We start from the raw sequence: 25,674 nt of genomic DNA on the forward strand, positions 1-25,674 counted from the left end.
AGCGTTTACTCAGGGACAGGTGTCATGCTCGCCTCCAAACGTATCCTTCTGATCATCGGCGGCGGCATCGCGGCGTTCAAATCGCTCGATCTGATCCGCCGCCTGCGCGAACGTGGCGCCGCTGTGACGCCCGTTCTGACCCGTGCCGGAGAAGAGTTCGTCAAGCCGCTCTCGGTCTCGGCCCTGGCCGGGCTCAAGGTGTTTCGCGACCTCTTCGATCTCACCGACGAGGCCGAGATGGGCCATATCGAACTCAGCCGTTCGGCCGACCTGATCGTGGTTGCCCCCGCCACCGCCGATTTGATGGCCAAGATGGCCCAGGGCCATGCCGATGATCTCGCCTCGACGCTGCTGCTGGCCACCGACACACCCGTGCTGGTCGCCCCCGCCATGAACGTGCGCATGTGGGCGCATCCTGCCACCCAGCGCAACATCGCCACCTTGCGCGGCGACGGCGTGCGCTTCGTCGGCCCAAACGAAGGCGACATGGCCTGTGGCGAATACGGCCCCGGTCGCATGTCCGAGCCTTTGGAAATTGTCGCCGCCGTCGAGGCCGCTCTGGCCGATGGGCCGCTCCGGGGCAAGCGCATCCTCGTCACTTCCGGCCCCACGCATGAACCGATCGACCCCGTGCGCTATATCGCCAACCGCTCCTCGGGGGCGCAGGGCACCGCGATTGCCCGGGCACTTGCCGCGCTCGGGGCCGAGGTGATCTTTGTCACCGGACCCGCGGATATCCCTCCTCCGGACGGGGTGGAGGTGGTCCGCGTGGAGACCGCGCGCGAGATGCTGGAGGCGGTGCAGGGCGGCTTGCCCGCCGATGCCGCCATCTTTGCCGCTGCGGTGGCCGACTGGCGCGTGGCCTCGGCCTCGGCCTCGAAGATGAAGAAGACCAAGGGCGGTTTGCCGCAGCTGGATTTCGCGGAGAACCCTGACATTCTGGCCACCGTGTCACAGATGACGAAAGGCCGGCCCGGTCTGGTGGTGGGTTTTGCCGCCGAGACCGACGACGTGGTGGAAAACGCCACCGCCAAGCGCCAGCGCAAGGGCTGCGACTGGATCCTCGCCAACGATGTGAGTGCCGGGACGGGGATCATGGGCGGGTCGGAAAACGCGGTGACGCTGATCTCGGCGGATGGGGCCGAGGATTGGCCGCGCATGTCGAAGGACGAGGTGGCCGCCCGGCTGGCCGAGCGGATCGCGCAGGCGCTGGGCGGGGGATTTTGAGTATTTTGGGAACAATGAAAGGGCAGGGGTGGTCAGGATAGACTGCGTTTGGGACCAGGGGGCCGATTGCTCGCTGGGGCTGCCCTGCTATGAGAGCGCAGGGGCGGCGGGGGCCGATCTGCGGGCGAATTTCCCCGAGGCAGAGCGCGATGGTGTTGAGCTCAGACCGGGGGAGCGCGCGCTGGTGCCCACGGGGCTTCGGCTGGCTATTCCGGCAGGGTATGAGGTGCAGCTGAGGCCACGTTCGGGGCTGGCGCTCAAACACGGGATCACGCTGCCCAACAGCCCCGGCACGATCGATGCCGATTATCGCGGGCCGCTGGGCGTGATCGTGATGAACGCAGGCGATCAGCCATTTCACATCGCGCATGGGATGCGCATCGCGCAGATGGTTGTTGCCCCCGTTGTGCAGGCGCGCCTGCAGCTTGTCGAGGTGCTGGACGACACCGCGCGCGGCGCGGGCGGCTTTGGCTCGACCGGGGTTGGCTGAGCATGGCGCTGGTTCTGATCCTGATGGCCGCACTTTGGGGCCTTGGCGCGCTGCTGGGCACGCCCCGGCGGATGCGCTGGATCATGATCGGCGTGCTCTGGGCGGCGGTGGTGGCGCTGCATCTGGCGCTGCCCGAGGGCCACGCCCTGCGCATGGCCACGGGCGAAAGTGCGGCGCGCTGGCTGATCCTCGGCGGCTTTGCCTCGCTCTTCCTGGCCTATCGCGCCGGGCTCAGGCGGGTGCGCCAGACCGCCGAAGCACGCCAGGCCCCGCCCGAACCGGACGGCCCGTTCGCCAATGCCGAGCTGGAGCGCTATGCCCGCCATATCATCCTGCGTGAGATCGGCGGACCAGGGCAGAAGGCCCTGAAAGAAGCGCGCGTGCTGGTGATCGGGGCCGGGGGGCTGGGTTCGCCCGCCTGCCTCTATCTGGCGGCGGCGGGTGTGGGCACCATTGGCGTGATCGACGACGATGTGGTCGATGCGTCGAACCTGCAACGTCAGATCATCCACACCGATGCCCGCGTGAACCAGCCCAAGGTCCACTCGGCCGCCAAGGCCATGCAGGCGCTCAACCCCTTCGTGGCGGTCAAGACCTATCAGCGGCGCCTCTCCCCCGAGATCGCGACCGAGCTTTTTGCGGAGTATGATCTGATCCTAGACGGCACGGATAATTTCACCACCCGCTACCTTGCCAATGCCGCCGCGGTCCAGGCGGGCAAGCCTCTGATTTCCGGCGCTTTGTCGCAATGGGAGGGCCAGATCAGCGTGTTCGACCCTGCGCGCGGCACCCCTTGTTATCAATGCATCTTTCCCGAAGCGCCCGCACCCGGCCTTGCGCCGTCCTGTGCCGAGGCCGGTGTGATCGGCCCCTTGCCGGGCGTCATCGGCTCGATGATGGCGGTGGAGGCGGTCAAGGTGATCGCAGGGGCCGGCGCGCCGCTTTATGGCGAGATGCTGATTTACGACGCACTTTATGGCGAGACGCGCAAACTGACGCTCAAGCCCCGCGCCGATTGCCCCATTTGCGCGACAACCTCTGATTGAACCCCTGCCATATACGCCTATCTCTTAGGCAAAGGAGAGCCACATGACCAACCCCTTGTTGCAGGACTGGGATACCCCCTTTGATCTTGCCCCGTTCGATGCGGTCGAAGACGCGCATTTTGCCCCCGCATTTAAGACCGCGCTGGAGCAGGCCCGCGCCGAGATCACGGCGATTGCCGACACTCCCGAACCGCCCAGCTTTGCCAACACGATCGAGGCGCTCGAAGCCTCCGGCAAGGCGCTCGACAAGGTGCTCGCGGTGTTCTTCTCGGTTGCCGGGGCCGACAGCAACCCGGCGCGGCAGGCGCTCCAGCGCGAGTTTGGCCCCGAACTGGCGCGGTTTTCCTCGGATATGACCTCTAACGCTGCCCTCTTTGCCCGGATCGAAACCCTTTGGGAGGCGCGCGACAGCCTCGATCTGACGCCAGAGCAACAGCGCCTGCTGATGCTGACCCACCGCCGCTTTCGCAGGGCCGGCGCCGCGCTGACCGGCGCCCAAGAGGCCCGCATGCGCGAGATCATGGCGCGCCTCGCTGAACTGGGCACGGCGTTCACGCAAAATCTGCTGGCCGATGAGGCGGGCTGGCACATGGCGCTCTCGGAGGCGGATCTTGAGGGCCTGCCCGAGTTCGTGGTGTCGGCCGCCCGTGCGGCGGGCGAGGAACTGGGCCAGCCGGGCCCTGTCATCACCCTTTCGCGTTCGCTCATCGTGCCGTTTCTGCAATTCTCCCCGCGCCGCGACCTGCGCGAAAAAGCGTTCCGCGCGTGGGAGGCCCGTGGGGCCGGCGGCGGGGAGACCGATAACCGCGCCATCGCCGCCGAAACGCTGGCCTTGCGGCAGGAACGCGCCGCCCTTCTGGGCTACAAGAGCTTTGCCGATTTCAAGCTCGAAACCGAAATGGCCAGAACGCCAGCGGCGGTGCGCGATCTGCTCATGGCGGTCTGGACGCCCGCCCGCGCCCGCGCCGAGGCCGATGCGCGTATCCTCACCGAGATGATGCATGCCGACGGCATCAATGAGGATCTCGCCCCGTGGGACTGGCGCTATTACGCCGAAAAACGCCGCCGCGCGGAGTTCGACCTCGATGAGGCCGAGCTGAAGCCCTATCTGCAGCTTGATCGCATGATCGAAGCCGCCTTCGCCTGCGCCAACCGGCTCTTTGGGCTGGAGTTCAGGCGCATTGACGTGCCGCTCTACCACCCCGATTGCCGCGCCTGGGAGGTGACCCGTGAAGGCCGACATGTGGCCGTGTTCATCGGCGATTATTTCGCGCGCGCCTCCAAACGGTCGGGGGCCTGGTGCTCCTCCATGCGCGGGCAGGCCAGGACACCCCAAGTGCAGGGCCCGGTGGTGATCAATGTCTGCAACTTCGCCAAGGGCAGTCCGGCCCTGCTCAGCTATGACGACGCGCGCACGTTGTTTCACGAGTTTGGCCATGCGCTGCATCACCTTCTGTCGAATGTGACCTATGAGAGCCTGTCGGGCACATCGGTGGCGCGCGACTTTGTCGAGCTGCCCAGCCAGCTTTACGAGCATTGGCTCGAAGTCCCCGAAGTGCTGGCCGAATTTGCCACCCATGCCGAAACCGGCGAGGCGATGCCGCAGGCGATGCTCGACAAGGTGCTCAAGGCCGCCACGTTCGACATGGGGTTCCAGACGGTCGAATATGTCGCCTCCGCTCTGGTGGATCTGGCGTTTCACGACGGTGCCGCCCCCGCGGACCCGATGGCGAAACAGGCCGAGGTGCTAGAGGCGATCGGCATGCCCGCCGCCATCCGCATGCGCCACGCCACGCCGCAATTCGCCCATGTCTTCTCGGGCGATGGCTATTCCTCGGGCTATTACAGCTATATGTGGTCTGAGGTGATGGATGCCGACGCCTTCGCCGCCTTCGAAGAAGCGGGCGATGCGTTTGACCCGGCCACCGCGCAACGGCTGGAGGAACATATCCTCTCGACCGGCGGCTCGGTCGAGGCCGATGCGCTCTACACCGCGTTCCGGGGCCGGTTGCCGGGGGTCGAGGCGTTGCTCAGGGGGCGCGGTCTGGCGGCTTGAAGGCCGCAAGGCTGAGAGCGGCGACAAGGGCAAAGCCGCTCGCCAGCATCAGCGCCAGCCCATAGCCCCCGCGCCAGTCATACAGCGCACCGGCCAGCCACGGCCCGGCCAGCCCGGCCGCACCCCAGGCGGTAAAGACCCGGCCGTAAATCGCGGCGCTCTGGCCCATGCCATAAAGCTTGGCAATGACGGCAGGGGTGGCCGCGATTGTGCCGCCATAGGCAAAGCCGACAAGGCCGAGGGCAAGAAAGACGCCGCCACCGCGCGGCCCAAGGGCCAGCGCCGCAAGCGTCACGCCGGTCAGCAGCACCAGCCCGACAAGGACACGTCTCGGGCCGGTCCCGTCAGCCAGACGCCCGCCCGCAAGGCTGCCCGCCAGATTGCACAGGGCAATGATCGCCGGAGCCATCCAGCCTGCCTGCCCGGGATGCATGGCCTCGGCAATACCGGCCGCATGGCCGATCACCATCAGCCCGGCCAGCACCCCGCCGAAATAACCCAGCCAAAGCAGCGGCAGCCCCGTGTTACGGGTCCCGGCGGCAGGGGCCGCGCCGGTCTGAAACCGGATGCCGCTGCGCCGAAGCAACAGCACGCTCACCCCGCCCGCGCCAATCAGCGCCAGCGCCAGCACCGTCATTGCCCCGCCGAACCCCGTGCGTACCAATGCGGCCTCGAATACCCCCGGCGCCAGCACGGCACCCAGAGCATAGGCCGCCGTGACCACCCCCATGGCCAGCCCCTCGCGCCCCGGATTGGCCTGTGCGGCCAGTTGCAGGCCAAAGCCATAGCCCAGCCCGTTGGCGGCCCCGAAGATCACGCCGTAACCCAGGTAGAGCAGCGCCAGCGACCCGCCCCACCCGGCCAGCAGCGCACCCGTCGCCGCCCCGCCACAGGCCAGTATCATAAGCGTTGCGGGGGCTGCCCGGGCATAGAGCCGCGGCCCCGCCAGAACGACAAGGGTCAGGCAGACCAGCGCCAGCGAATAGCCCAGCGACAGGGCGGAACGGCCCGTGCCGAACTGCACTTCCAGCGGCACCAGAAAGACCGAATAGGCATGCACCGTGCCCAGAACCATCGCCACCAGCGCGGTGGCAACAAGAACGGGCAGGCCAGAGAAGGATGGGGTCATCGGGTATACTTTCCGCAAACCCCTCCTTCATAGCAGGTTGATCCGCCACGCGAAGCCCCCGTTTTCTGACCAGAAAACGAGCTCGAAAATGATCATTTTCGATCCCGGAATTTGTGCAAATTCCGAACCCGCTCAGATCGTCTGGTCGTACTCGCCCACCAAAGGCTCGGTGCGGATCACCGCGTCGATATCGGCGAAAATCGCCCGCATTTCCGACTCGCTTTCCGAACTTTCACAGACCACCACGAGGTTCGGCGTATTGGACGAGGCCCGTACCAGCCCCCAGCTGCCATTGTCGAGGATCACCCGCGCGCCGTTCACCGTCACCACCTCCTTGATGGCCCGCCCCGCGACCGGCTCACCGGCCTCATGCTTGGTGACCAGCTTCTCCACCAGCCGCTCCAGCACCTGGTATTTCTCCTCGTCGGCGCAATAGGGGCTCATCGTCGGCGTCGCCCAGGTCTGCGGCAAGGCGCGGCGCAGGTCGCTCATCGACATCTCGGGGTTGCGGTCCATCAGCTTGCAGATCTCCACCGCCACCCGCATCCCGCAATCGTAGCCGCGCCCCACCGGCTCGGCCAGAAAGTAATGCCCTGACTTCTCAAACCCCGCCAGCGCGCCGATCTCCTTCACGCGCCGCTTCATATGGCTGTGGCCCGTCTTCCAGTAATCCGCCTTGGCCCCCTGCGCCTGCAACTCCGGGTCCGAGGCAAACAAGCCGGTCGATTTCACATCCGCCACGAAGGTGCTGCCGGGATAGAGCTTCGACAGATCGCGGGCCATGATGACGCCCACCTTGTCGGCAAAGATCTCCTCGCCCTCGTCATCGACAACGCCGCAACGGTCGCCATCGCCGTCGAACCCCAGCGCGAAATCGGCACCTGACGCCGTCACCGAAGCGGCCATGTCATGCAGCATTTCCATCGCCTCGGGGTTGGGGTTGTAGTGCGGAAACGTGTAATCCAGCTCGTTATGCGAGGGCACCACCTCCACCCCCAGCCGCTCAAACAGCTCGGGCGCAAAGGCGCTGGCCGTGCCATTGCCCGTGGCGCAGACAACCTTGAGCTTGCGGGTCATTCTGAAATCCCCCACGAGGTCGTCAAGATACGCCTCGCGCACCCCGTCGACAAACTCATACCCGCCGCCCTCGCGCGCCACGCCTGCGCCGGTCAGAACAATGTCGCGCAGCTCGGCCATCTCGTCGGGGCCGTGGGTCAGGGGGCGGTCAAAGCCCATCTTCACCCCGGTCCAGCCATTGGGGTTATGCGAGGCCGTGACCATCGCCACCGCAGGCACATCAAGATGAAACTGGCTGAAATAGGCCATGGGCGACAGCGCCGGGCCAATATCCTTGACCCGGATACCCGCCTGCATCAGCCCGATGATCAGCGCGTGTTTGATCGACTGCGAATAGTCGCGATAATCGTTGCCTACGGCAATCACCGGAGCAATGCCCCGCTTGTGCATCTGCGTGCCAAGGCCCAGCCCCAGCGCCGTCATCCCCGCCAGGTTGATGTCATCGGGGTATTTCCACCGCGCGTCATATTCGCGGAATCCTGTGGGGGCGATCATCGCATCGCGCAGGAATTCCCAGGTATTCGGCGTCGATTGGGGCAGGGGCTTTTTCACTGTCAGGGTCTTTCTTATCGTTGTTTACACACGCACCGGGTTGGCCTTGGCCAGCCGGTCAAACTGCATCAGAAGGTCAATCAGGCCGGGCATGTCCTCCAGCCGGATCATGTTGGGGCCATCGCATGGCGCATGGTCGGGGTCCTGATGGGTTTCGGCGAAAACGGCGGCCACGCCCGTGGCCACTGCCGCACGCGCCAGCACCGGGGCAAATTCGCGTTGCCCACCGGACGCACCGCCAAGCCCGCCGGGCTGGGCCACCGCATGTGTGGCATCCATCACGACAGGGTAACCGGTGCGCGCCATTTCGGGCAGCGATTGCATATCGACGACGAGACGGTTGTAGCCAAAGCTCACCCCGCGCTCGGTCAGCAATATCTTCTCATTCCCGGTGCTTTCGATCTTGGCCACGACATTGGGCATGTCCCACGGCGCCAGGAATTGTCCCTTTTTCACGTTGATCACGGCCCCTGTTTCTCCGGCGGCCAGCAACAGCGCTGTCTGACGGCAGAGAAAGGCCGGGATCTGCAACACATCGCAGACCTCCGCCACGGGCGCGCATTGCTCTTTTTCGTGGATATCGGTGAGCACCGGCACGCCGATGGCCTCCTTCACCGATTGCAGAACCTTCAACCCTGCCTCCAGCCCCAGCGGCGGCGCCGCGTTCAGCGACGTTCGGTTCGCCTTGTCAAACGAACCCTTGAAGACATATTGCGCCCCCGCCGCATCGCAGGCTTCTTTCATGCGCCCGGCAATCATCTGCGCATGATCCGCACTTTCCAACTGGCACGGGCCGGCAATCAGGGTCAGGGGCTGGTCATTGCCAACCGTCAGCCCTGCAAACTCCACCTGTTTCATCTTAGCTTGAGACCTGTTCTCTGAGGATCGACGCTGTGAGTGACAGCATCAGGTAGATACCGGCAAAGATCAGGAAGGCAAGGATCGTGTTCTCGAACGCCCTGGGATAGGACGAATCCTGACTGGGCAGGGGCTTCACGCTGACGGTCAGATAGCGCACCTGCTTGTTCGCCTCGATCTCGCTCTGCCGCTTGGTCTCAAGGGCGGCCTGCAGCACCAGGTCGGCGGTGGCAAGGTCGGCCTGCGCGATCTGGATATCCGCCGCCTGGCTGGCCAGCGACGTGTTGCCCTCGGTGGCCTCGGTCAGCCGGGCATTCTGTTTTTCATACTCCGCGCGCAGAACGGCGATCTCGCTGCGCAGCGCGTCCAGCTTCGACTGGTTCGGGCGAGAGTTGTTGAGCTGGATGTTGAGCGCCAGCTCCTTTTCCTGCATTTGCAGCTCGACCGAGCTGATCAACTGCCGGATGGCCGCGATTTCGCCGCCGGGGTCCAGAATGGTCCCCTCCTGCAAACGTACCAGCCGCTCCTGCGCCGCGCGCCGCTCGGCCTTGGCCTCTTCCAGGCTTTCGATGGCGGTCTTCACCGCGTCCTGGCGCTTTTCCTGGCTCAGCTCATCCACCCGCTCCTCGGCATAGGCGATCAGGCGCTCCGAGAAGAGCGCCGAGATCTCCGGGTCCGCCGTGGCCACCTCCATCCGGATCACGCCTTCGGTCGGGTCATAACCCAGGGTCACGTATTTCTTGTAAAGCTTGTGCGCCGCCTCGTTGGAGGCATCCGGCGACAGCCTCTGGATCGGGTCGATGAAGCTCTGGCTGAAATGCTGGCGAAAGCCCAGATCGGAATCGAGCCTGAGCATGGCATCCTTGCTTTCCAGATAGCTCTGCGTCGCAATCGCGTCCTGCCCGGTGGCGAACTGGCTGGGCAAGAGCCCACCAAGCCCGCCGGCCCCCCCGCCCGAACCGTCAGCGGTCAGGATCAGGAACTCCGAATGGGTCGAATACATCGGCGTCGCGATCTTGTAATAGTAAAAGCCCACGATCATGGTCGGCAGCAGCACGAAGGCCGCAAGCCGCGACAGGAGCAGCATCAGCTTGCGGCGACGGCGGCGGCCGATATCGCGCTGGATCTCCATGATCTCCGCCGCGCGCCGGTCGGCGGGGCTCACCTCGGTCGAGGGCAGGCCCGCCTTGCCCACCGGCACGGTCTGCGGCAACTGCACCTTGCCCTGCTTGGCGCTCTCGGCCTCGGCCATCGGCGCTTCCAGCCCGTCATCGCCGTCATCGGCGACCAGTTCCAGAATATTGGCACGCTGGAACGGGTCGATCCCCTTGGCGCGCAGCAGGCGCACCGCATCGAAATCCGAGGTCGGCGCCAGCCCCTGTTTCTGCGCCATCCGCCGTGCCATGCGCAACTGTCGGCCTGTCAGCCCCTCCTTGCGGATGGCGTCGATGCTCTGGCTGGCCGAGGCCATCTCCGCCGGGCTGCTCACCTGTCCCTCATGCGGGGCATCCGGGGCGGCGTCCTCATGCGCAGGCGCGGCACCGGACGGTGCGGCACCGGCACTTGGCGTCGTGCGCCGGATGCGAAACTTCTTAGCCTTGGGTTTCGTAGTCATAGAGCTGCTTTGCCTCTTCCAAGGTATCAAACATATACAATTTGCCGCCCATCAGAACGGCCGCCTCGCGCGCGAACTTCTCCAGCGTCGCAGGCTGGTGCGACACGATGATCACCGTGGTGGTGCGCAGCCGCTCGCGCAGGATCTCTCCGGCCTTGCGGTTGAACTCCACATCGGTGGATCCCGGCATGCCTTCGTCGATCAGGTAGATATCAAACTCCAGCGCCAGCATCAGCGCAAAGGTGAAGCGCGCCCGCATCCCCGAGGAATAGGTGCCCAGCGGCTGGTCGAAATATTCGCCCAGGTTGCACATCCAGCGGCAATAGGCCTCCACATAATCCGGATCGAGCCCATAGAGCCGGGCGATGTAGCGCGAGTTTTCCATCGCCGAGATCTTGTTGACCACCCCGCCCATGAAGCCCAGAGGAAACGAGATGCGGCAGCCGCGGCGGATCTCGCCCTCATCGGGTTTTTCCAGCCCCGCCATCATGTTGATCAATGTGGTCTTGCCGGTGCCATTGGGGGCCAGAATGCCAAGCGACCGCCCCAGCTCGACCCGGAATGACACTTTTTCAAGGATCACCTTGCGCTGGGTGCCTGTCCAGAAGGACTTGCTCACATTGTCGAACTCGAGCATTCAAACGCTCCGAAACTGCTCTTCACCCTCTTTAGCGGGGCTTTCTTAAGGCCAGATTAGCCATGCTTGTCCGTATTATGTCGGATCGCAGCGCGATTTACCAACAAATCAGGGCAATATTATGCCCATTCCTCAAAATTTTAAGAGAACGTGCCGCTTCTGCCGTAGGGTGCGTGATCTCACGCACCTTCCGCCGCGCCCGTCACGCCACCGTCTGCCATACAAGCCCGGCCAGAACCGCGCCCAGCATCGCATAGCCGATATAGGCCGCAAAGACCCGCGGCTTCACCAGCGCCCAGACCGCGATGGCCGCCGGAATGCAGCTCACCCCGCCCGCGATGACAAAGCTCATGGCGGCCCCTTGCGTCATCCCTTGCGTCAGCAGCGCATCCACCAGCGGCACGGCGGCATAGCCATTGAGGTAAGCCGGTGCGCCCACCAGCGCGCCCAGGATGATCGGGCCCACGCCCTCGCCCCCCAGCACCTGCGCGACCCATTCGGCGGGGACATACTGCAGCATCAGCGCCTCGATTACATAGGCCAGCGCCAGCCATTTCAGCAGGAACGCCCCGTTGTCCAGCGCGCTGGCCTTGAACGCCTCCCGGCGCGGGGCCTCGCCCCAGAACCGCCAGACCGGCGTGCCTTCAAACGGCTTTTTCACCCCGCAGCAGCCGCCCACCTGTGGCTTTTCCCTGAGCGGATCGGCAAAGACGGGCGAGGTCGCGGTCAGCATCGTCGCAAAGCCGCCCATCAGCCCGATCCCGATCGCCGCTGCCGTCTTGGCGATGGCAAACTCCCAGCCCAGCGTGCCGGAGGTGATCAGAAACATCGCCGGGTCCATCAGCGGCGAGGCCAGCCAGAACGCCATGACCGCGCCCAGGGGCGCACCAAGCGCCAGCATCGCGGCGATGAACGGGATCACCTCGCAACTGCAAAAGGGCGACAAACCCCCCAGTAGCGCCGCCAGCACGATCATCCGCGCCTGCCGTCCCTCAAACGCCCTGGCCAGCAGCGTCTCGGCCCCCGTCGCCTTGAGATAGGCCACCGCCAGAACCGCGAACACGATGAAGGGGGCGGTGTGCAAAAGCGCAGCGGTCCCGAACGTGATCGTCGGCCAGAGTTGCGGCGTGTCGAACACGGCCACGGCAAGCAGGATCAGCACCAGCACCGCCCAGGCCTTGTCGATCTTCCAGTTGCGCGGGGACGGGTGGTGGATGTCAGCCATGGGTATGCTCCGTATCAGGGCAGTCCGCGCAGCATTCGCGCAGCAGGAATTCCGACAGCTGGCGCAGCTCGTCATAGGCCACCGCCGCGCAGATGATCGACCGGCCCTTGCGCTCCTGCCGGACCAGCCCGGCCTGTGTCAGGATCTTCATGTGATGGGTCAGGGTCGAGCCGCTCACACCGCAGCGTTCGCCCAGCGTTCCGATCCGCAGCCCCTCGGGCCCGGCGCGCACAAGGGTGCGCAGCACGCTCAGGCGCTGTTCCGAGCCGAGCGCGGCAAAGGTCGAGGCCGCAAGGGCCAGGTCGAGATCGGGACTCACTGTCTGTTTCATATTTCTAGAATTATCGAAATGAATGGCTGACGCAAGCTTTATTTCGAGAAACATCGAAATGACAACGGGGAAGGGTTAACAACTCGTTGATTTTGTACAAAACAGGGGGGTATTTTGTACAAAACGTACAAAATTCTCATGCCTCAGATTGCCGATCAGATCCGCGCCTGCCGCCTTTGTGCGGACCGCTTCGCCGCGACCCACACGGCCCATGAGCCGCGCCCCGTTGCGTGGTTTCGCTCCTCCGCGCGGGTGCTGATCGCCGGGCAGGCGCCGGGGATGCGGGTGCATCAATCCGGTGTGCCTTTCGATGACCCGTCCGGCGACCGTCTGCGCGACTGGATGGGCGTGAAACCTGCTGATTTCTATGACAAATCCCGCGTGGCCATCGTGCCTATGGCGTTTTGTTTCCCCGGTTATGACGCCAAGGGCTCGGATCTGCCCCCGCCGCCGATCTGTCGCAGGACATGGCAGGCGGATGTCATGCAACACCTTGAAAAGGTTGAGCTAACCCTGCTTGTCGGTGGATATGCGCACAAACATCACCTGCGCGTCAAAACCTCCGTCACCGCCACTGTCGCGGCCTGGCGCGACCATGCGCCACGGGTCTTTGTCTTGCCGCACCCCTCCTGGCGCAATACCGCTTGGCTCAGGAAAAACCCGTGGTTCGAGACCGAGCTTTTGCCGGTCCTCCGTGATCAGGTGCGAAAGGTGCTAAATGGTTGAAAAGACACGACTTGACGCCGCTTTCCTGGCTTCGGAATCTGCGCCCGAAGACGATGCCGCGCGGCTGGCCTTCTTCGAGCAACTGGCCGCATCCGAACTCTTTCTTCTGCTGGAAGGCGAGGCCGAGGGCGACAAGGTGACGCCGCAAACCTTTGAAATGCAGAATGAAACTTTTGTCCTCGTGTTCGACCTCGAGACCCGCCTGACCGCGCTGGCCCAAGGCCCCGCCCCCTATGCCGCCCTCTCCGGGCGCGCGCTCGCTGCCATGCTCGCCCCGCAACGCCTTGGCATCGCGCTGAATATCGACGTCGCCCCATCCTCGAGTTTCATTCTCGCCGAAGAGGTCGCATGGCTCAACGACATGCTCTCCCACGCCCCTCAGGAACTTCGGCAATCGGTTGAAAAAATGTTTTCTCCCAAGGGCTTGCCCGAGGCATTGCTGACCGCGCTCGACGCACGACTGGCGTCTGCGACGGGGCTGGCGCATTCTGCCTATCTGGTGGGTGTGGCGTATGACAGCGGCGCGCAGGGTCATCTGATCGGGTTCATCGACGCGCTGCCCGGGGCCGAGCCCGCACTGGCGCAGGCCATATCCGAGGTGCTGACCTTTTCGGGCCTTGAAGCCGCCGCGCTCGATGTGGCGTTCTTTGCGGCAAGCGATGGCGTCACGCCGCGATTGGCCCGGCACGGGCTACGCTTCGACCTGCCTCAACCGGCCCCGGCGCATATGCCGGAAACCCCGGGCATGAACCCGGACAAACCGCCAAAGCTGAGATAATTCAATAGCCTGCGTCGCGGTCGACCAGGAAAAGCATCGGCTCTCCGGCCTCGTTCCGCCGCACGTTCTCGGCAATCACTTCAGAGGAGGTCCGGGCCCGGGTCTCGGCGGCGATATGGGGGGTGACGGTCACGCGCGGATGCGCCCAATAGGGATGATCCTGCGGGAGCGGCTCCACACGGAACACATCCAGCGTGGCATGGCTGATCTGGCCGCTGTCGAGGGCGGAAAGAAGCGCCTCATCGTCAATCAACGGACCGCGGCCCGGATTGATGATCACAGCACCTTTCGCCATGAGATCAAGGGTTTGTGCGTTGATCACATTCTCCGTTTCGGATGTGAAGGGCAATAGCAGCACCACGATCTCGGCCCCCGTCAGGGCCTCTTGCAGCCCGTCCTCACCCGCCAGGCACCTGATCCCGTCGATCTGTTTCTGCGCCCGGCTCCAGCCGGTCACGTCAAAGCCGAGGCTCGCCAGAGTCTCGGCACAGATACGGCCCAATGCCCCGAGGCCCAGCACGGTCACCTTCCGCTCCTCTGCCAGCGGCGGGACGACAGGCTCCCATCGTGCCTCACGGTTGAGGATGTCGCGGTCCATGCCCAGATGATGACGCAGCACATGGCCCGTCACCCATTCGCGCATCCCTTGCGCCAGACCGTGATCGACCATGCGCGTCAGCGGCATTGTAAGTGTCTTGTTACCAACGACTTTCTCCACCCCGGCCCAGAGGCTCAGCACTGCCTTGGCGCGGGTGTAGGGCGTGAAATCCTGCACCGGGCCGTTGGGCGCATAAACGATGTAATCGACCTCTGCGGGGGGCAGATCATCGCGGATGACCGCGTCAAGCCCCGCCTCCTGGAAGGCACGGCTCAATGTCGGGCGGTATTCGTCCCAACGGTCGGGGCGACCGGCGAAAAGGATATTGAGCGCCATCACTTACCTCGGTTTGTGAACATGGGCGGATTGGACAAGGCCGAACCCGATCATCAGCACGAGCATGGCCGAACCGCCATAGCTGACCAGCGGCAGGGGTACGCCCACCACCGGCGCAAGGCCCATGACCATCGACATATTGACCGCGAAAAACAGGAAGAAGGTCGCCGCCATGCCAAGCGTCATCAGCGACGAAAAACGATCCTTGTTGGCCAGCGCCGTCGAGATGCAGAAGACCAGGATCAGCACATAAAGCCCCAGAAGGGACACGCCGCCGATGAAGCCAAACTCTTCGGCCAGTGTGGTAAAGATGAAATCGGTGTGCTTTTCCGGCAGAAAGTTCAGCCGTGACTGGGTGCCCTGCATGAAGCCCCGCCCGGTCCAGCCGCCGGAACCCAGGGCAATCTTGGACTGGGTGATGTGATAGCCCGCGCCAAGCGGGTCGCTGGACGGATCGAGAAACGTGTCAATACGCCGGAACTGATAATCGGCCAGCATCTGCCAGTCGGTGCCGCGGCTTTGGAACACGGCTGTGATCAGGGCCACGACAGCGGCAATGACCACGGCGAAATAGGCCCAGTGCACCCCTGCGATGAACATCATCACGCCGCCTGCCGCCAGAAGAAGGATCGACGTGCCAAGGTCGGGCTGACGCAGCACCATCGCCACGGGAAGCAGGATCATCAGGACCGGAGCCAGCACCCAGAGCGGACGTGACACCTTGGACATGGGCAACCAGTCGTAATAGGCGGCCAGCAGCATGACGAGGGTGATCTTGGTCAGCTCCGAGGGTTGCAGACGCATGAAACCAAGGTCGATCCAGCGCTGCGCACCCATCCCGACAGAGCCGATAAGCTCTACCAGCAGCAAAAGCGCGAGCGAGCCCAGATAGGCCACCACCGCCATGTTGCGCCAGAACCAGATCGGCACCATGGCGACGAACAGCATCAGCGCCAGCCCCATGCCAAACCGTTTCATCTGGGGCTCGGCCCAGGGCGAGAAGGAGCCGCCCGCCACCGAATAGAGCATCAGGAAGCCCACCGACGCCACGGCGCAGAGCAGGATGGTCAGCGGCCAGTTGAGATAAAGCACCTTGCGCAGCCCGGTGGGCGTGTGCTGAACGGTATATTCAAGATAGCTCATGCGCGGTCGCTTCCGTCGCCCTCGCGTTCCACCATCTCCCGGCGCAGACGTTCCTGCTGGGCCCGGATACGGCCCCGGTCCTTGGACGGGTAGGCGGAGAGCGGCGGGTCTTCGCCATAGAGCGCCTGAAGCGTGATGTCGCGGGCGATGGGCGCGGCTGCGGTGGAGCCGCCGCCGCCATGTTCAACCACCACCGCCACGGCGATTTTCGGGTTGTCGTAGGGCGCGAAATTGACAAACAGAGCATGATCTCGCTGCTCCCACGGCACTTCGGCATTGTTGACCACTGCCGAGCGCACCTGCGAGGTGCCGGTCTTGCCCGCCATCTGCATCGTCTCGACCGCGATCCGGCTGCCGTAAGCCGTGCCCCGGCGCGAATTGGACACGGCAAACATCGCCTTGCGGATGGCGCGCAGGTTGTTTTCGTTCAGGCCCATATCGGTGCCATAGCCAGTGGGTTGCTCCACCCCGTCGATGCTCTTGATCAGCCGCGGGCTGACCGAGCGCCCGGTGGCCAGCCGCGCCGTCATCACCGCCAGTTGCAGCGGCGAGGCCAGCACATAGCCTTGCCCGATCGAGGCGTTCACGCTGTCGCCAATGCGCCATTCGGCATCGCGCACTTCGCGTTTCCACGCCTTGGTAGGGGCCAGCCCCTTGGCCACCGAGGTCATCGGCAGGTCGTGGCTGACACCGATGCCCAGCCTCTTGGCCATTTCGGAGATGTTTTCGATGCCGGTTTTCAGCGCCAGCTCGTAATAATACACATCGCAGCTTTCGCGCAGGGAGGTGTGCAGGTTCATGTTGCCATGACCCGCCCGTTTCCAGCAGTGAAAGCGCCGGTCGCTCACCTCAAGGTGACCGGGACAGCGCACCGTATCATCGGGGTGAATATCGCCATTTTCCAGCGCGGCCAGCGCGGTGATCATCTTGTAGGTGGAACCGGGCGGATAGACGCCTTGCACCGCTTTGTTGGGCAGCGGGCGATACTTGTTGTCCAGAAGCGCCTTGTAATCGGCGACCGAGATGCCGCGCACAAAGAGGTTGGGATCGAAACTGGGGGCCGAGACGCAAGCCAGCAGATCGCCATTCTCGCAATCCATCACCACGGCAGCGGCGCTTTCTTCCTTGAGCCGGGCGTGGGCATAGGCCTGAAGATCGCTGTCGATGCTGATCTGAAAGTCCGATCCGGCATGGCCCTCGACGCGGTCAAGTTCCCGCATGACGCGGCCCGCGGCGTTGACCTCGACCCGCTTGGTGCCTTCCTTGCCGCGCAACACGTCCTCGCGCTGCGCCTCCAGCCCGATCTTGCCCACCTGAAACCGCGGGATACGCAAAAGCTGCTCGGGCGCGTTGATCCGCTCAAGGTCCTTGTCGCTGACCGGGCCGACATAGCCGACGATATGCGCGAAGTGATCCCGCTGCGGATAGCGCCGTGACAGCCCCACCTCGGGCGTGACGCCGGGCAGGGCAGGGGCATTGACCGCCACCCGGCTCAGGTCGTCCCAGCTGATCCGGTCGGCGATGGTCACCGGCGTGTCGCCGCGCAGTTTCTTGAGATCGGCCAGCGCCTCTTCGAGCTCTTCGGGGTCAAGCTCCACAAGCTTTGCCAGCCGTTCGATCACGGCCTCCACATCGCCTGCCTGCTCGCGCACCATGGTGATGCGATAGCTTGGCGTGTTCTCGGCCACCACCCGGCCATTGCGGTCAAAGATACGGCCCCGGGCGGGCGGGATCAGCCGGATATTGATCCGGTTCTCATCGGCCAGCAGGCGAAATTCATCGGCCTGTTCCACCTGCATATAGCGCATGCGAAAGGCCAGCAGCGTGGCAAACCCCGCCATGCCCCCGCCCAGGATCAGACCCCGGCGGGTGATCCGGCGCTGGCTTTCGGCGTTATCGCGGGTCGGGCGTCTCATGAGCGGCTCATCAGGGCATCCACATCGCCCGGCGTCTGCTTGCGCACGCCAAAGACGATTTGCGAGATATAGACCACAATCGGATAGGTGGCGAGGGTCATGACCAGCTGCATCAGGCTCAGACCAAGCGCGGGGCGGTCCACCATCAGGATGCCGAGAGTGATCTGATTGGCCAGCGTCATCATCGTCAGAGTGGCCGATACCGTGGCCCATTCGGCGGCAAAGGTCAGGTCGCGCAGGCCCGGCGCGCGGGAGCGCAGCGTTTCGGTGCCGATCACCACCAGCGCCGCCCAGAGCCCGGGCGGAAGCTGAAACAGAAGCCCGGTGAGAAAGAACACCAGCGCGATCAGCGAAACCGGCACGAATTCGGGCCGCCGCAGCACCCAGGCGCAGGTCAGCACGAGAATGAGGTCAGGCCCCGCCCAGCTGCTCGGCGCGGTGTTGAGCGGCAGCAACGCAAAAAAGGCCAGCAGCGTGCAAAGTGCCAGATAAAGCGCGCGCATCATCCAGGCGCGGGTTTGCGGGCTGTCAACCATCGGCCGCCTCCGCATCGGTGCTGACCTCGGCGGGCGTGTCGGGCGCGATCAGCCCGCCCTGATCGGTGATCGCCGGACGGCCGTAATTGCGCAGCACACGCAGGAATTCCAGCCGTTCATAATCGGCGGCCAGCCGCACGCGGATGCGTCCGTTCGGATCCTTGGCAATCTGCCCGATGGCGAGGCCGGGCGGAAACACTCCGCCGTCTCCGCTGGTCAGCACGCGGTCGCCTGCCCGCACCTGGTCGAGATCCTCGATGAAATCCACCGGCGGCGCGGCGGTGTTGTCGCCCACCACAAGCGCGGTTTGCCCCGATGGCTGGATCGTCACGGGCACGCGGCTGGATGTGTCGGTCAGAAGCACCACGCGGGCAGTTCTTTCGCCCACGCCCGAGGTGCGCCCGACCAGGCCGAGCCCGTCCATCGCCGCCCAGCCATCGACGATCCCGTCGCGCGCGCCCACATTGATCAGCACCGATTGCCGGAAGGGCGAGCCGCTATCGGCCATCACGACGCCGGTGATGAAGGTCAGGCGCGGGTCAAGCTGCACGTTGTTCAGGTCGAGAAGGCGCGCGTTTTCCTGCTCCAGCTGAAGAGCGGCTTCCTTCCAGGCTTTCATCTGCTGCAACTCGCGGCGAAGCTCCTGGTTTTGCTGGTAAATCCTCTGGTAGCTCTGGAAATCGCGCAGGATGTTGATCGCCCCCGTGACCGGCGCCATGGCCCATTCGAAATTGGGCACCACCGCGTCCACCACCTGCGCGCGGAACCGCTCGACACGCGGGCTGTCGATCCGCCAGACAAGGAACAGGCCCAGCAGGCACAGCAAAAGAACCCCCGTCAGCAAGCGCTTCAGCGGGCCGGAATAGTCGCTACCCTGGTTACGGTCCTTGGCCAATCGTTCCCCTTTGCGTGCAAGGGTTCACGCTTTAGCTGTCGTAGTCAATCGCGTGGCGCAATTGTTTCTCGAACTCCAGCGCCTTGCCGGTGCCGAGCGCCACGCAGTTGAGGCTGTCATCGGCGATGGACACGGCCAGCCCGGTCTGTTCGCGCAGCGCCAGGTCCAGATCGCCCAGAAGAGCCCCGCCACCGGTCAGCATCACGCCACGATCCACGATGTCGGCGGCCAGATCGGGCGGGGTGGCTTCCAGTGCGGTCATGACGGCCTCGCAGATCTGCTGCACCGGCTCGGCCAGCGCCTCGGCCACCTGGGCCTGGCTGATCTCGGTTTCCTTGGGCACACCATTCAGAAGGTCGCGGCCCCGGATCTGCATCGAGGTGCCGCGCCCGTCGTCGGGCATGCGCGCGGTGCCGATGGAGGTCTTGATCCGCTCCGCCGTGCTTTCGCCCACCAGAAGGTTCTGTTGGCGGCGCAGGTAATTGATGATCGCCTCATCCATGCGGTCTCCGCCGACGCGAACCGAACGGGCATAGACGATATCGCCAAGGCTCAGAACCGCCACTTCCGTGGTCCCGCCGCCGATATCGACGACCATATTGCCTGTGGGGTCGGTGATGGGCATGCCGGCACCGATGGCCGCTGCAATCGGTTCGGCGATCAGACCCGCGCGGCGCGCACCTGCGGCCAACACGGACGACCGAATGGCGCGTTTTTCCACCGGGGTGGCCCCATGCGGCACGCAGACGATGATCTTGGGCTTGGAAAAGGTCGAGCGTTTGTGAACCTTGCGGATGAAATGCTTGATCATCGCCTCGGCAGTGTCGAAATCCGCGATCACCCCTTCGCGCATGGGACGAATTGCCTCAATGCTGCCGGGGGTGCGGCCCAGCATCAGCTTGGCATCTTCGCCCACGGCAAGCACTTTTTTCACGCCGTCCTTGACGTGATAGGCCACAACCGACGGCTCGCTCAGGATCACGCCGCGCCCTTTGACATAGACGAGCGTGTTTGCCGTTCCCAGATCAATGGCCATATCGGATGAGATAAGGCCCGGAATTCGTTGCAAAATCGACATGATCGGCGGCGTCCTGTGACGAAATAGTGTGACGGCTCGCGACTCTCTGAAGAGGCAAGCCGAGGCCCTTATAGTTTGCGTTTCAGGGCGGTGAAAGGGGCAGTTTCACGCAGATAAGCATCAAACTGCCACTTGGCTGGTCGGTCGGGGGCGGCGGTCGCGATGTTAACGATGTCTTTACCTTTGCATGGATCGGCGCGGTCCGGCGGCGTATTTTTGACCGGCGGAACGTGAAGGAGGGACAGGCGGGATGGACCCGGTGCGATTTTTGCTGAGCACAACAGTGGCCCTCATGGCCGGGTGCAGCACGGTACCCAATGGCCCGGTAGCGCGCAGCTATGACCTGAGCTTTGTGCATCCTGCGCCTCATGCCAGTTACATCCAGGTCACGCCCGGATCCCCGGGCGCAGCTCTGCCCGCCCCGCAAGAGATCACCAGCCGCGACTTTGCCCTCTATCTGCGTGCAAACACAGGCTGCACGGTGGATGCGGCCCGCCGCGCCTCGGTGATTGGCAGTCACACCGTACCGGCAGGCTACATGGTGCCCATCGCCTGCCCCTGATTCACCCCTGATCCAAAGGCGTCACGACGCCCCTTGTCAGCCGAACGGGTTGGAACATATAGTGAACAAATGGTTCAGATGTCCCTCGATAAGAAGCTGGCAATCCTGTCGGATGCGGCCAAGTATGACGCCTCCTGTGCGTCCTCAGGCTCCACGCGGCGCGACTCGCGGGGTGGCAAAAGCCTTGGGTCGAACGAGGGCAGCGGCATTTGCCATGCCTATGCCCCCGACGGGCGCTGCATCAGCCTGCTCAAGATCCTGATGACCAATTTCTGCATCTATGACTGCGCCTATTGCATCAACCGCGTGTCTTCGAATGTGAAACGCGCCCGCTTCACCGTCGATGAGGTGGTGCGGCTCACCATCGAGTTCTATCGGCGCAACTATATCGAGGGGCTGTTCTTGTCATCCGGCATCATCCGGTCGCCCGACGCCACGATGGCCGACATGGTCGAGATTGCCCGTAAACTGCGCGAAGAGGAAAATTTTCGCGGCTATATCCACCTCAAGACGATCCCCGACGCGGCGCCTGAACTGATCGAACAGGCCGGCCGCCATGCCGACCGTCTGTCGATCAATGTGGAACTGCCGACCGATGCTGCGATCAGGCGGCATGCGCCCGAGAAAAACCCCGAGCAGATCCGCCGCGCCATGGCCGATATGCGTCTGCGCAAAGAGGCGGCGAAGGACCGCACCCATACCGGCCGCCGACCGCCGCGCTTTGCCCCTGCGGGACAATCCACGCAGATGATCATCGGGGCAGATGGCTCGACCGACGCGACCATTCTGGGTCAGTCCACCCGGCTTTACTCCAGTTACAAGCTCAAGCGGGTCTATTACTCGGCCTTTTCTCCGATCCCCGACAGCTCTGCCAAGCTGCCGCTGATCCGCCCGCCCTTGCAGCGCGAACACCGGCTGTATCAGGCCGATTGGCTGCTCAGGTTCTACGGGTTCGATGTGACCGAAATCACCGCCGTCACACCGGACGGCAACCTTGACCTTGAGATCGACCCGAAACTCGCCTGGGCCTTGCAGCATCGCGGTCTGTTTCCGCTCGACGTGAACCGCGCCAGCCGGGAGATGCTCCTGCGGGTGCCGGGTTTCGGGGTCAAGACGGTCAACCGTATCCTGACGACCCGCCGCCACCGCGCGCTACGGTATGAGGACCTTCTGCGCATGGGAGCGGGGATGAAGAAGGCCAGGGCATTTGTGACCGCACAGGGCTGGACGCCGGGGGCGCTGACCGACACCGCCGATCTGCGCGCGCGATTTGTCCCGCCGCCCGAGCAACTCACGCTGTTCTGATGCAGCGCGTCTCGGTCCCCAAGATCGGCGCCTGGGAGGCATGGCGTGACGCGGCGCGGGAGATGCTCGGGGCCGGTGTGCCGCCTGAAGAGGCGGACTGGGGCGATGAGGACCGTCCGCGCGGGTTGTTCGATGCGCCCGCCACGCAGAGGCCAGCCACCGCCATGACCGTGCCGCGTGGGTTTCTGAGCCTTGCCCGGTCCGTCGTGTGGCATTCGGACCCGAGCCGTTTCGCCCGGCTCTATGCCTTTCTGTGGCGGCTGCGAGACGCCCCGCAACTCATGCAGGACAGGGGTGATGCGGACCTGGCGAAGCTCAGGCAGATGGAAAAGAACGTGCATCGCTGCCAGCACAAGATGAAGGCTTTTGTCCGCTTTCGCGAGATCGGGGACCCGGCCGCAGCGCGCCGGTCCTTTGCGGCCTGGTTCGAGCCCACGCATCACACGGTCGAGCCAACTGCCGCGTTTTTCGTGCGGCGTTTCGGCGATATGGATTGGCGGATCCTCACGCCAGATGTCTGCGCGATATTCGAGGACGGGACGCTGCGCCTTGAGGAGGGACGAGCGCGCCCCGATCTGCCGCCCGATGCCAGCGAGGCGCTCTGGGTCACCTATTTCCGCAACATCTTCAATCCGGCCCGGCTCAAGGTGCAGGCGATGCAATCGGAAATGCCGCGCAAATACTGGCGCAACATGCCCGAGGCGGCCGCGATTCCGGAGCTGATCGCCACCGCCCCGGCGCGGGCCCGCGCGATGCAGGCGGCTGCACCGTCCCTGCCGTCCATGCGCGCCGGAAAGGTACAGGCGCAACTGGCTGAACACGCCTCGGCCTGGACGGGGCGCGCCGACGGTCTGCCCGCGGCGATCCACGCCTGCACCCGCTGCGCCCTGGACAGATGCGCGACCCAGGCCGTACCGGGCGAGGGGCCATTGGATGCGCGCCTGATGATCGTGGGCGAACAACCCGGCGATATGGAAGACCTTCAGGGTCGGCCGTTCGTGGGTCCGGCGGGGCAGGTGTTTGACCGGGTGGCGGAGGAGGTTGGGCTGGAGCGGCGCATGATCTATGTGACCAATGCCGTGAAACACTTCAAATTCACCGCGCGAGGCAAGCGCCGCCTGCATCAGCGGCCCAATATGAGCGAGGTCAGGCACTGCAAATGGTGGCTCGACGCCGAGCGGCGCCTGATCCGGCCAAAACTGATTCTCGCCATGGGGGCGACGGCGGCGCTGGCGCTGACCGGAACGGGCGGGGACATGCTCTCGCGTCGCGGCCGTTTGGAATGCACCCCCGACGGGATGCCGGTCCTGCTCACCCTGCATCCGTCTTACCTTCTGCGCGTGCCGGACGCCGCGCACCGGACCGCAGCAATGGCACATTTCCGCGCCGACCTGGCCCAGGCGCGCGACCTTGTGCGTTCGCCTTGATTTCGCTGAAAGGGGATGGTGCTGCTGGGGAGGATTGAACTCCCGACCTCACCCTTACCAAGGGTGCGCTCTACCACTGAGCTACAGCAGCAGCGTTGTGGCGGGGTGATTAGACGCAAAACACCGCTGGTGCAAGGGCTAACTGGACCCTTTTTGCGACCTCCTGTAGAGAGAGGGCATGACAAAAACCACCACGCCCAAACCAAAGCCGAAACAGGCAGCGAGCCGCGAAGACCGCCTGAAGGCGGCGCTCAAGGCGAACATGGCGCGGCGCAAGGCGCAGGCGCGGGCGAGAGCGGGTGCCGATAAAGCCCCGGACGAGGAAAAAAGGTAGAGCAGATGGACAGTATTATCGTAACCGGCAACGGGCCGCTCAATGGGCAGATCCCCATTGCCGGGGCCAAGAATGCCTGCCTGACCCTGATGCCGGCCACGCTTCTGAGCGAAGAGCCGCTGACGCTCACCAACGCGCCGCGCCTGTCGGATATCAAGACGATGACCGAGCTTCTGCAGTCTCTGGGCGCGGAAGTGACCTCGATGCAGGACGGGCAGGTGCTGGCCATGTCCTCGCATGACCTCAGCAACCACGTCGCCGATTATGACATCGTTCGCAAGATGCGCGCCTCCAACCTGGTGCTGGGGCCGATGCTGGCGCGGCTGGGTCATGCGGTCGTGTCGCTGCCGGGGGGCTGTGCGATTGGGGCACGGCCGATGGACCTGCATATCGAGGCGCTGACCGCACTGGGGGCCGAGATCGAATTGAAAGACGGCTATCTTCATGCCAACGCCCCCGGGGGCCTGAAGGGGGCCGTGCACGAGATGCGCTTTGCCTCCGTCGGCGCGACCGAGAATGTGCTGATGGCGGCGACTCTGGCCAAGGGCACCACGGTGCTTAAGAACGCCGCGCGCGAGCCCGAGATCGTGGATCTTGCGGATTGCCTGCGCAAGATGGGCGCCCAGATCGAGGGCGACGGCACCTCCGAGATCACCATTCAGGGTGTGGACCGGCTGCACGGGGCGACGCATCCTGTCGTCACCGACCGGATCGAGCTGGGCACCTATATGCTGGCCCCGGCCATTTGCGGCGGCGAGGTCGAATGCCTGGGCGGACGGATCGAGCTGGTGGGCGCCTTCTGTGAGAAGCTGGATGAGGCAGGCATCAAGGTTGAAGAGACAGAGAAGGGCCTGAAAGTTTCGCGCCATAACGGCCGGGTAAAGGCCGTGAATGTGACGACAGAACCGTTTCCCGGCTTTCCCACCGATCTGCAGGCGCAGATGATGGCGCTGATGTGCACCGCTGAGGGGACAAGCGTTCTGGAGGAAAAGATCTTTGAGAATCGGTTCATGCATGCGCCCGAACTGATGCGCATGGGCGCCCAGATCGAGGTACATGGCGGAACGGCGACGGTGACAGGTGTGGAACAGCTCAAAGGCGCGCCTGTGATGGCCACCGATCTGCGCGCATCGGTGTCGCTGATCCTTGCGGGGCTTGCTGCCGAGGGTGAGACGATCGTGAACCGTGTCTATCACCTTGATCGCGGCTATGAGCGGGTCGAGGAAAAGCTGAGCAATCTCGGCGCCAGGATCGAACGGGTATCGGGCTCATGAACGAAGACGCACGGTTTGAGGACGGGCAGGAGAAGCCCCTGAACCTTGGCGCGATGGATGCCGAGGATCTCGCGGTGATCTCTTCGCTGGCGCAGGATGCCGTCTTTCCGATCACCGAGATGACGTGGCGCACCGGCCAAAGGCGGTTTGCGGTGCTGCTCAATCGCTTCCGCTGGGAAGACGAGGCGCGTGGACGGCACGGGCCTGAACGGGCACAGGCAGTGCTGGTGATCGACAATGTCCTGCGCGTGGCCAGCCAGGGGGTGGACCGCTCTGATGCGGATCTGATCCTGTCGTTGCTGAGCGTGACGTTTGAGCCCGGCGAAGACGCTAGCGGCCATGTGCTCCTGACGCTTGCGGGCGACGGGGCTATCCGGCTGGATGTCGAGGCGCTGGAGGTGACACTGAAAGATGTCACGCGCCCCTACAAGGCGACCTCGGGCAAGGTGCCTGCACACAAACCCTGATCCTTGCAGAACACTTAAGGCGGCGCATCCGGCCGCAAAGATGCAGGGCTGCGATG

At 64.3% G+C, this 25,674-nt stretch carries 25 protein-coding genes and 1 tRNA gene; 12 read left to right on the forward strand and 14 right to left on the reverse strand.

Features of this window, described 5'->3' with window-relative positions:
* Nucleotides 1–24: 24 nt before the first annotated feature.
* The 4 genes from coaBC to EI983_RS03265 are packed head-to-tail and all read left to right on the forward strand — an operon-like array spanning nt 25 to nt 4,819.
* Entirely contained in the window at nt 25–1,227 is a 1,203-nt protein-coding gene (gene coaBC, locus EI983_RS03250) for a bifunctional phosphopantothenoylcysteine decarboxylase/phosphopantothenate--cysteine ligase CoaBC (protein ID WP_157705954.1), read from the forward strand.
* Nucleotides 1,228–1,255: 28 nt separating this feature from the next.
* A complete protein-coding gene (dut, locus tag EI983_RS03255; RefSeq protein ID WP_246162252.1) occupies nt 1,256–1,717 on the forward strand; it encodes a dUTP diphosphatase in 462 nt (153 codons plus the stop codon).
* 2 nt (nt 1,718–1,719) lie between these two features.
* Nucleotides 1,720–2,763 carry a HesA/MoeB/ThiF family protein gene (locus EI983_RS03260; protein ID WP_157705960.1) on the forward strand — a complete coding sequence of 348 codons (1,044 nt, stop codon included), beginning with the start codon at nt 1,720–1,722 and terminating at the stop codon, nt 2,761–2,763.
* Nucleotides 2,764–2,806: 43 nt separating this feature from the next.
* A complete protein-coding gene (locus EI983_RS03265) occupies nt 2,807–4,819 on the forward strand; it encodes a M3 family metallopeptidase (protein WP_157705963.1) in 2,013 nt (670 codons plus the stop codon).
* Here EI983_RS03265 and EI983_RS03270 read toward each other — a convergent pair.
* The 7 genes from EI983_RS03270 to EI983_RS03300 all read right to left on the reverse strand — a co-directional run bounded on the left by EI983_RS03270 (nt 4,794) and on the right by EI983_RS03300 (nt 12,243).
* On the reverse strand, nt 4,794–5,948 hold the full coding sequence (locus tag EI983_RS03270) for an MFS transporter (protein WP_157705966.1): 1,155 nt from the start codon (nt 5,946–5,948) through the stop codon (nt 4,794–4,796). The two genes, EI983_RS03265 and EI983_RS03270, sit on opposite strands and share 26 nt — an antisense overlap.
* A gap of 132 nt (nt 5,949–6,080) precedes the next feature.
* Nucleotides 6,081–7,577, reverse strand: a complete 1,497-nt coding sequence (locus EI983_RS03275) for a phosphomannomutase/phosphoglucomutase (protein WP_157705969.1) — start codon at nt 7,575–7,577, stop codon at nt 6,081–6,083.
* Between the two features lie 24 nt (nt 7,578–7,601).
* Nucleotides 7,602–8,435: a 3-deoxy-8-phosphooctulonate synthase gene (gene kdsA, locus EI983_RS03280; RefSeq protein WP_157705972.1), complete on the reverse strand. Its 834-nt coding sequence runs from the start codon at nt 8,433–8,435 to the stop codon at nt 7,602–7,604.
* Nucleotide 8,436: 1 nt separating this feature from the next.
* Entirely contained in the window at nt 8,437–10,050 is a 1,614-nt protein-coding gene (locus tag EI983_RS03285; RefSeq protein ID WP_157705975.1) for a KpsE/RkpR family capsule polysaccharide export protein, read from the reverse strand.
* A complete protein-coding gene (locus EI983_RS03290) occupies nt 10,028–10,687 on the reverse strand; it encodes an ABC transporter ATP-binding protein (RefSeq protein ID WP_157705978.1) in 660 nt (219 codons plus the stop codon). The genes EI983_RS03285 and EI983_RS03290 overlap by 23 nt, the downstream gene beginning before the upstream one ends.
* Nucleotides 10,688–10,889: 202 nt before the next feature.
* Nucleotides 10,890–11,912 (reverse strand): permease, encoded by a 1,023-nt coding sequence (locus EI983_RS03295; protein ID WP_157705980.1) that lies wholly within the window; start codon nt 11,910–11,912, stop codon nt 10,890–10,892.
* Nucleotides 11,905–12,243 carry an ArsR/SmtB family transcription factor gene (locus EI983_RS03300; protein WP_157705982.1) on the reverse strand — a complete coding sequence of 113 codons (339 nt, stop codon included), beginning with the start codon at nt 12,241–12,243 and terminating at the stop codon, nt 11,905–11,907. The genes EI983_RS03295 and EI983_RS03300 overlap by 8 nt, the downstream gene beginning before the upstream one ends.
* A gap of 138 nt (nt 12,244–12,381) precedes the next feature.
* On the opposite strand from EI983_RS03300, the gene EI983_RS03305 reads away from it, so the two are divergent.
* Together EI983_RS03305 and EI983_RS03310 are read left to right on the forward strand one after the other, a co-directional pair.
* The gene (locus EI983_RS03305; protein WP_157705984.1) at nt 12,382–12,969 is read left to right on the forward strand and encodes a uracil-DNA glycosylase family protein; all 588 of its coding nucleotides are present in this window, start codon (nt 12,382–12,384) and stop codon (nt 12,967–12,969) included.
* A complete protein-coding gene (locus EI983_RS03310) occupies nt 12,962–13,747 on the forward strand; it encodes an SseB family protein (protein WP_157705986.1) in 786 nt (261 codons plus the stop codon). Before EI983_RS03305 ends, EI983_RS03310 begins: the two co-directional genes overlap by 8 nt.
* 1 nt (nt 13,748) lies before the next feature.
* On the opposite strand, the gene EI983_RS03315 is transcribed toward EI983_RS03310, so the two are convergent.
* From EI983_RS03315 to EI983_RS03340, 6 genes are read right to left on the reverse strand one after another with little or no spacing between them, the layout of a single operon-like run.
* Nucleotides 13,749–14,681: a 2-hydroxyacid dehydrogenase gene (locus EI983_RS03315; protein WP_157705988.1), complete on the reverse strand. Its 933-nt coding sequence runs from the start codon at nt 14,679–14,681 to the stop codon at nt 13,749–13,751.
* Nucleotides 14,682–14,684: 3 nt separating this feature from the next.
* Nucleotides 14,685–15,824, reverse strand: coding sequence for a rod shape-determining protein RodA (gene rodA / locus EI983_RS03320; RefSeq protein WP_157705990.1), 1,140 nt, complete (start codon nt 15,822–15,824; stop codon nt 14,685–14,687).
* Nucleotides 15,821–17,740, reverse strand: a complete 1,920-nt coding sequence (gene mrdA / locus EI983_RS03325) for a penicillin-binding protein 2 (RefSeq protein WP_157705991.1) — start codon at nt 17,738–17,740, stop codon at nt 15,821–15,823. The genes rodA and mrdA overlap by 4 nt, the downstream gene beginning before the upstream one ends.
* On the reverse strand, nt 17,737–18,276 hold the full coding sequence (locus EI983_RS03330; protein WP_157705993.1) for a rod shape-determining protein MreD: 540 nt from the start codon (nt 18,274–18,276) through the stop codon (nt 17,737–17,739). Before EI983_RS03330 ends, mrdA begins: the two co-directional genes overlap by 4 nt.
* A complete protein-coding gene (mreC, locus tag EI983_RS03335) occupies nt 18,269–19,171 on the reverse strand; it encodes a rod shape-determining protein MreC (RefSeq protein WP_157705995.1) in 903 nt (300 codons plus the stop codon). Before mreC ends, EI983_RS03330 begins: the two co-directional genes overlap by 8 nt.
* Nucleotides 19,172–19,202: 31 nt before the next feature.
* The gene (locus EI983_RS03340; RefSeq protein ID WP_425500902.1) at nt 19,203–20,207 is read right to left on the reverse strand and encodes a rod shape-determining protein; all 1,005 of its coding nucleotides are present in this window, start codon (nt 20,205–20,207) and stop codon (nt 19,203–19,205) included.
* A gap of 292 nt (nt 20,208–20,499) precedes the next feature.
* Between EI983_RS03340 and EI983_RS03345 the strand changes: the two genes are divergently transcribed.
* From EI983_RS03345 to EI983_RS03355, 3 genes are all read left to right on the forward strand, one after another.
* The gene (locus EI983_RS03345) at nt 20,500–20,811 is read left to right on the forward strand and encodes a hypothetical protein (RefSeq protein ID WP_157705998.1); all 312 of its coding nucleotides are present in this window, start codon (nt 20,500–20,502) and stop codon (nt 20,809–20,811) included.
* Nucleotides 20,812–20,880: 69 nt separating this feature from the next.
* Nucleotides 20,881–22,116, forward strand: coding sequence for a putative DNA modification/repair radical SAM protein (locus EI983_RS03350; RefSeq protein ID WP_157705999.1), 1,236 nt, complete (start codon nt 20,881–20,883; stop codon nt 22,114–22,116).
* Nucleotides 22,116–23,543, forward strand: a complete 1,428-nt coding sequence (locus tag EI983_RS03355) for a UdgX family uracil-DNA binding protein (RefSeq protein ID WP_157706000.1) — start codon at nt 22,116–22,118, stop codon at nt 23,541–23,543. The genes EI983_RS03350 and EI983_RS03355 overlap by 1 nt, the downstream gene beginning before the upstream one ends.
* A 16-nt stretch (nt 23,544–23,559) precedes the next feature.
* On the opposite strand, the gene EI983_RS03360 is transcribed toward EI983_RS03355, so the two are convergent.
* Nucleotides 23,560–23,634 (reverse strand) — tRNA-Thr (locus EI983_RS03360).
* A gap of 87 nt (nt 23,635–23,721) precedes the next feature.
* Between EI983_RS03360 and EI983_RS19190 the strand changes: the two genes are divergently transcribed.
* From EI983_RS19190 to EI983_RS03370, 3 genes are read left to right on the forward strand one after another with little or no spacing between them, the layout of a single operon-like run.
* Nucleotides 23,722–23,877: a hypothetical protein gene (locus EI983_RS19190; protein ID WP_198389367.1), complete on the forward strand. Its 156-nt coding sequence runs from the start codon at nt 23,722–23,724 to the stop codon at nt 23,875–23,877.
* Nucleotides 23,878–23,882: 5 nt separating this feature from the next.
* Nucleotides 23,883–25,151 carry a UDP-N-acetylglucosamine 1-carboxyvinyltransferase gene (murA, locus tag EI983_RS03365; protein ID WP_157706001.1) on the forward strand — a complete coding sequence of 423 codons (1,269 nt, stop codon included), beginning with the start codon at nt 23,883–23,885 and terminating at the stop codon, nt 25,149–25,151.
* Nucleotides 25,148–25,618 (forward strand): DUF2948 family protein, encoded by a 471-nt coding sequence (locus EI983_RS03370; RefSeq protein WP_157706002.1) that lies wholly within the window; start codon nt 25,148–25,150, stop codon nt 25,616–25,618. The genes murA and EI983_RS03370 overlap by 4 nt, the downstream gene beginning before the upstream one ends.
* Nucleotides 25,619–25,674: the final 56 nt, after the last annotated feature.

Origin of the sequence: Roseovarius faecimaris, from assembly GCF_009762325.1 — a bacterium.
Lineage (GTDB): Bacteria > Pseudomonadota > Alphaproteobacteria > Rhodobacterales > Rhodobacteraceae > Roseovarius > Roseovarius faecimaris.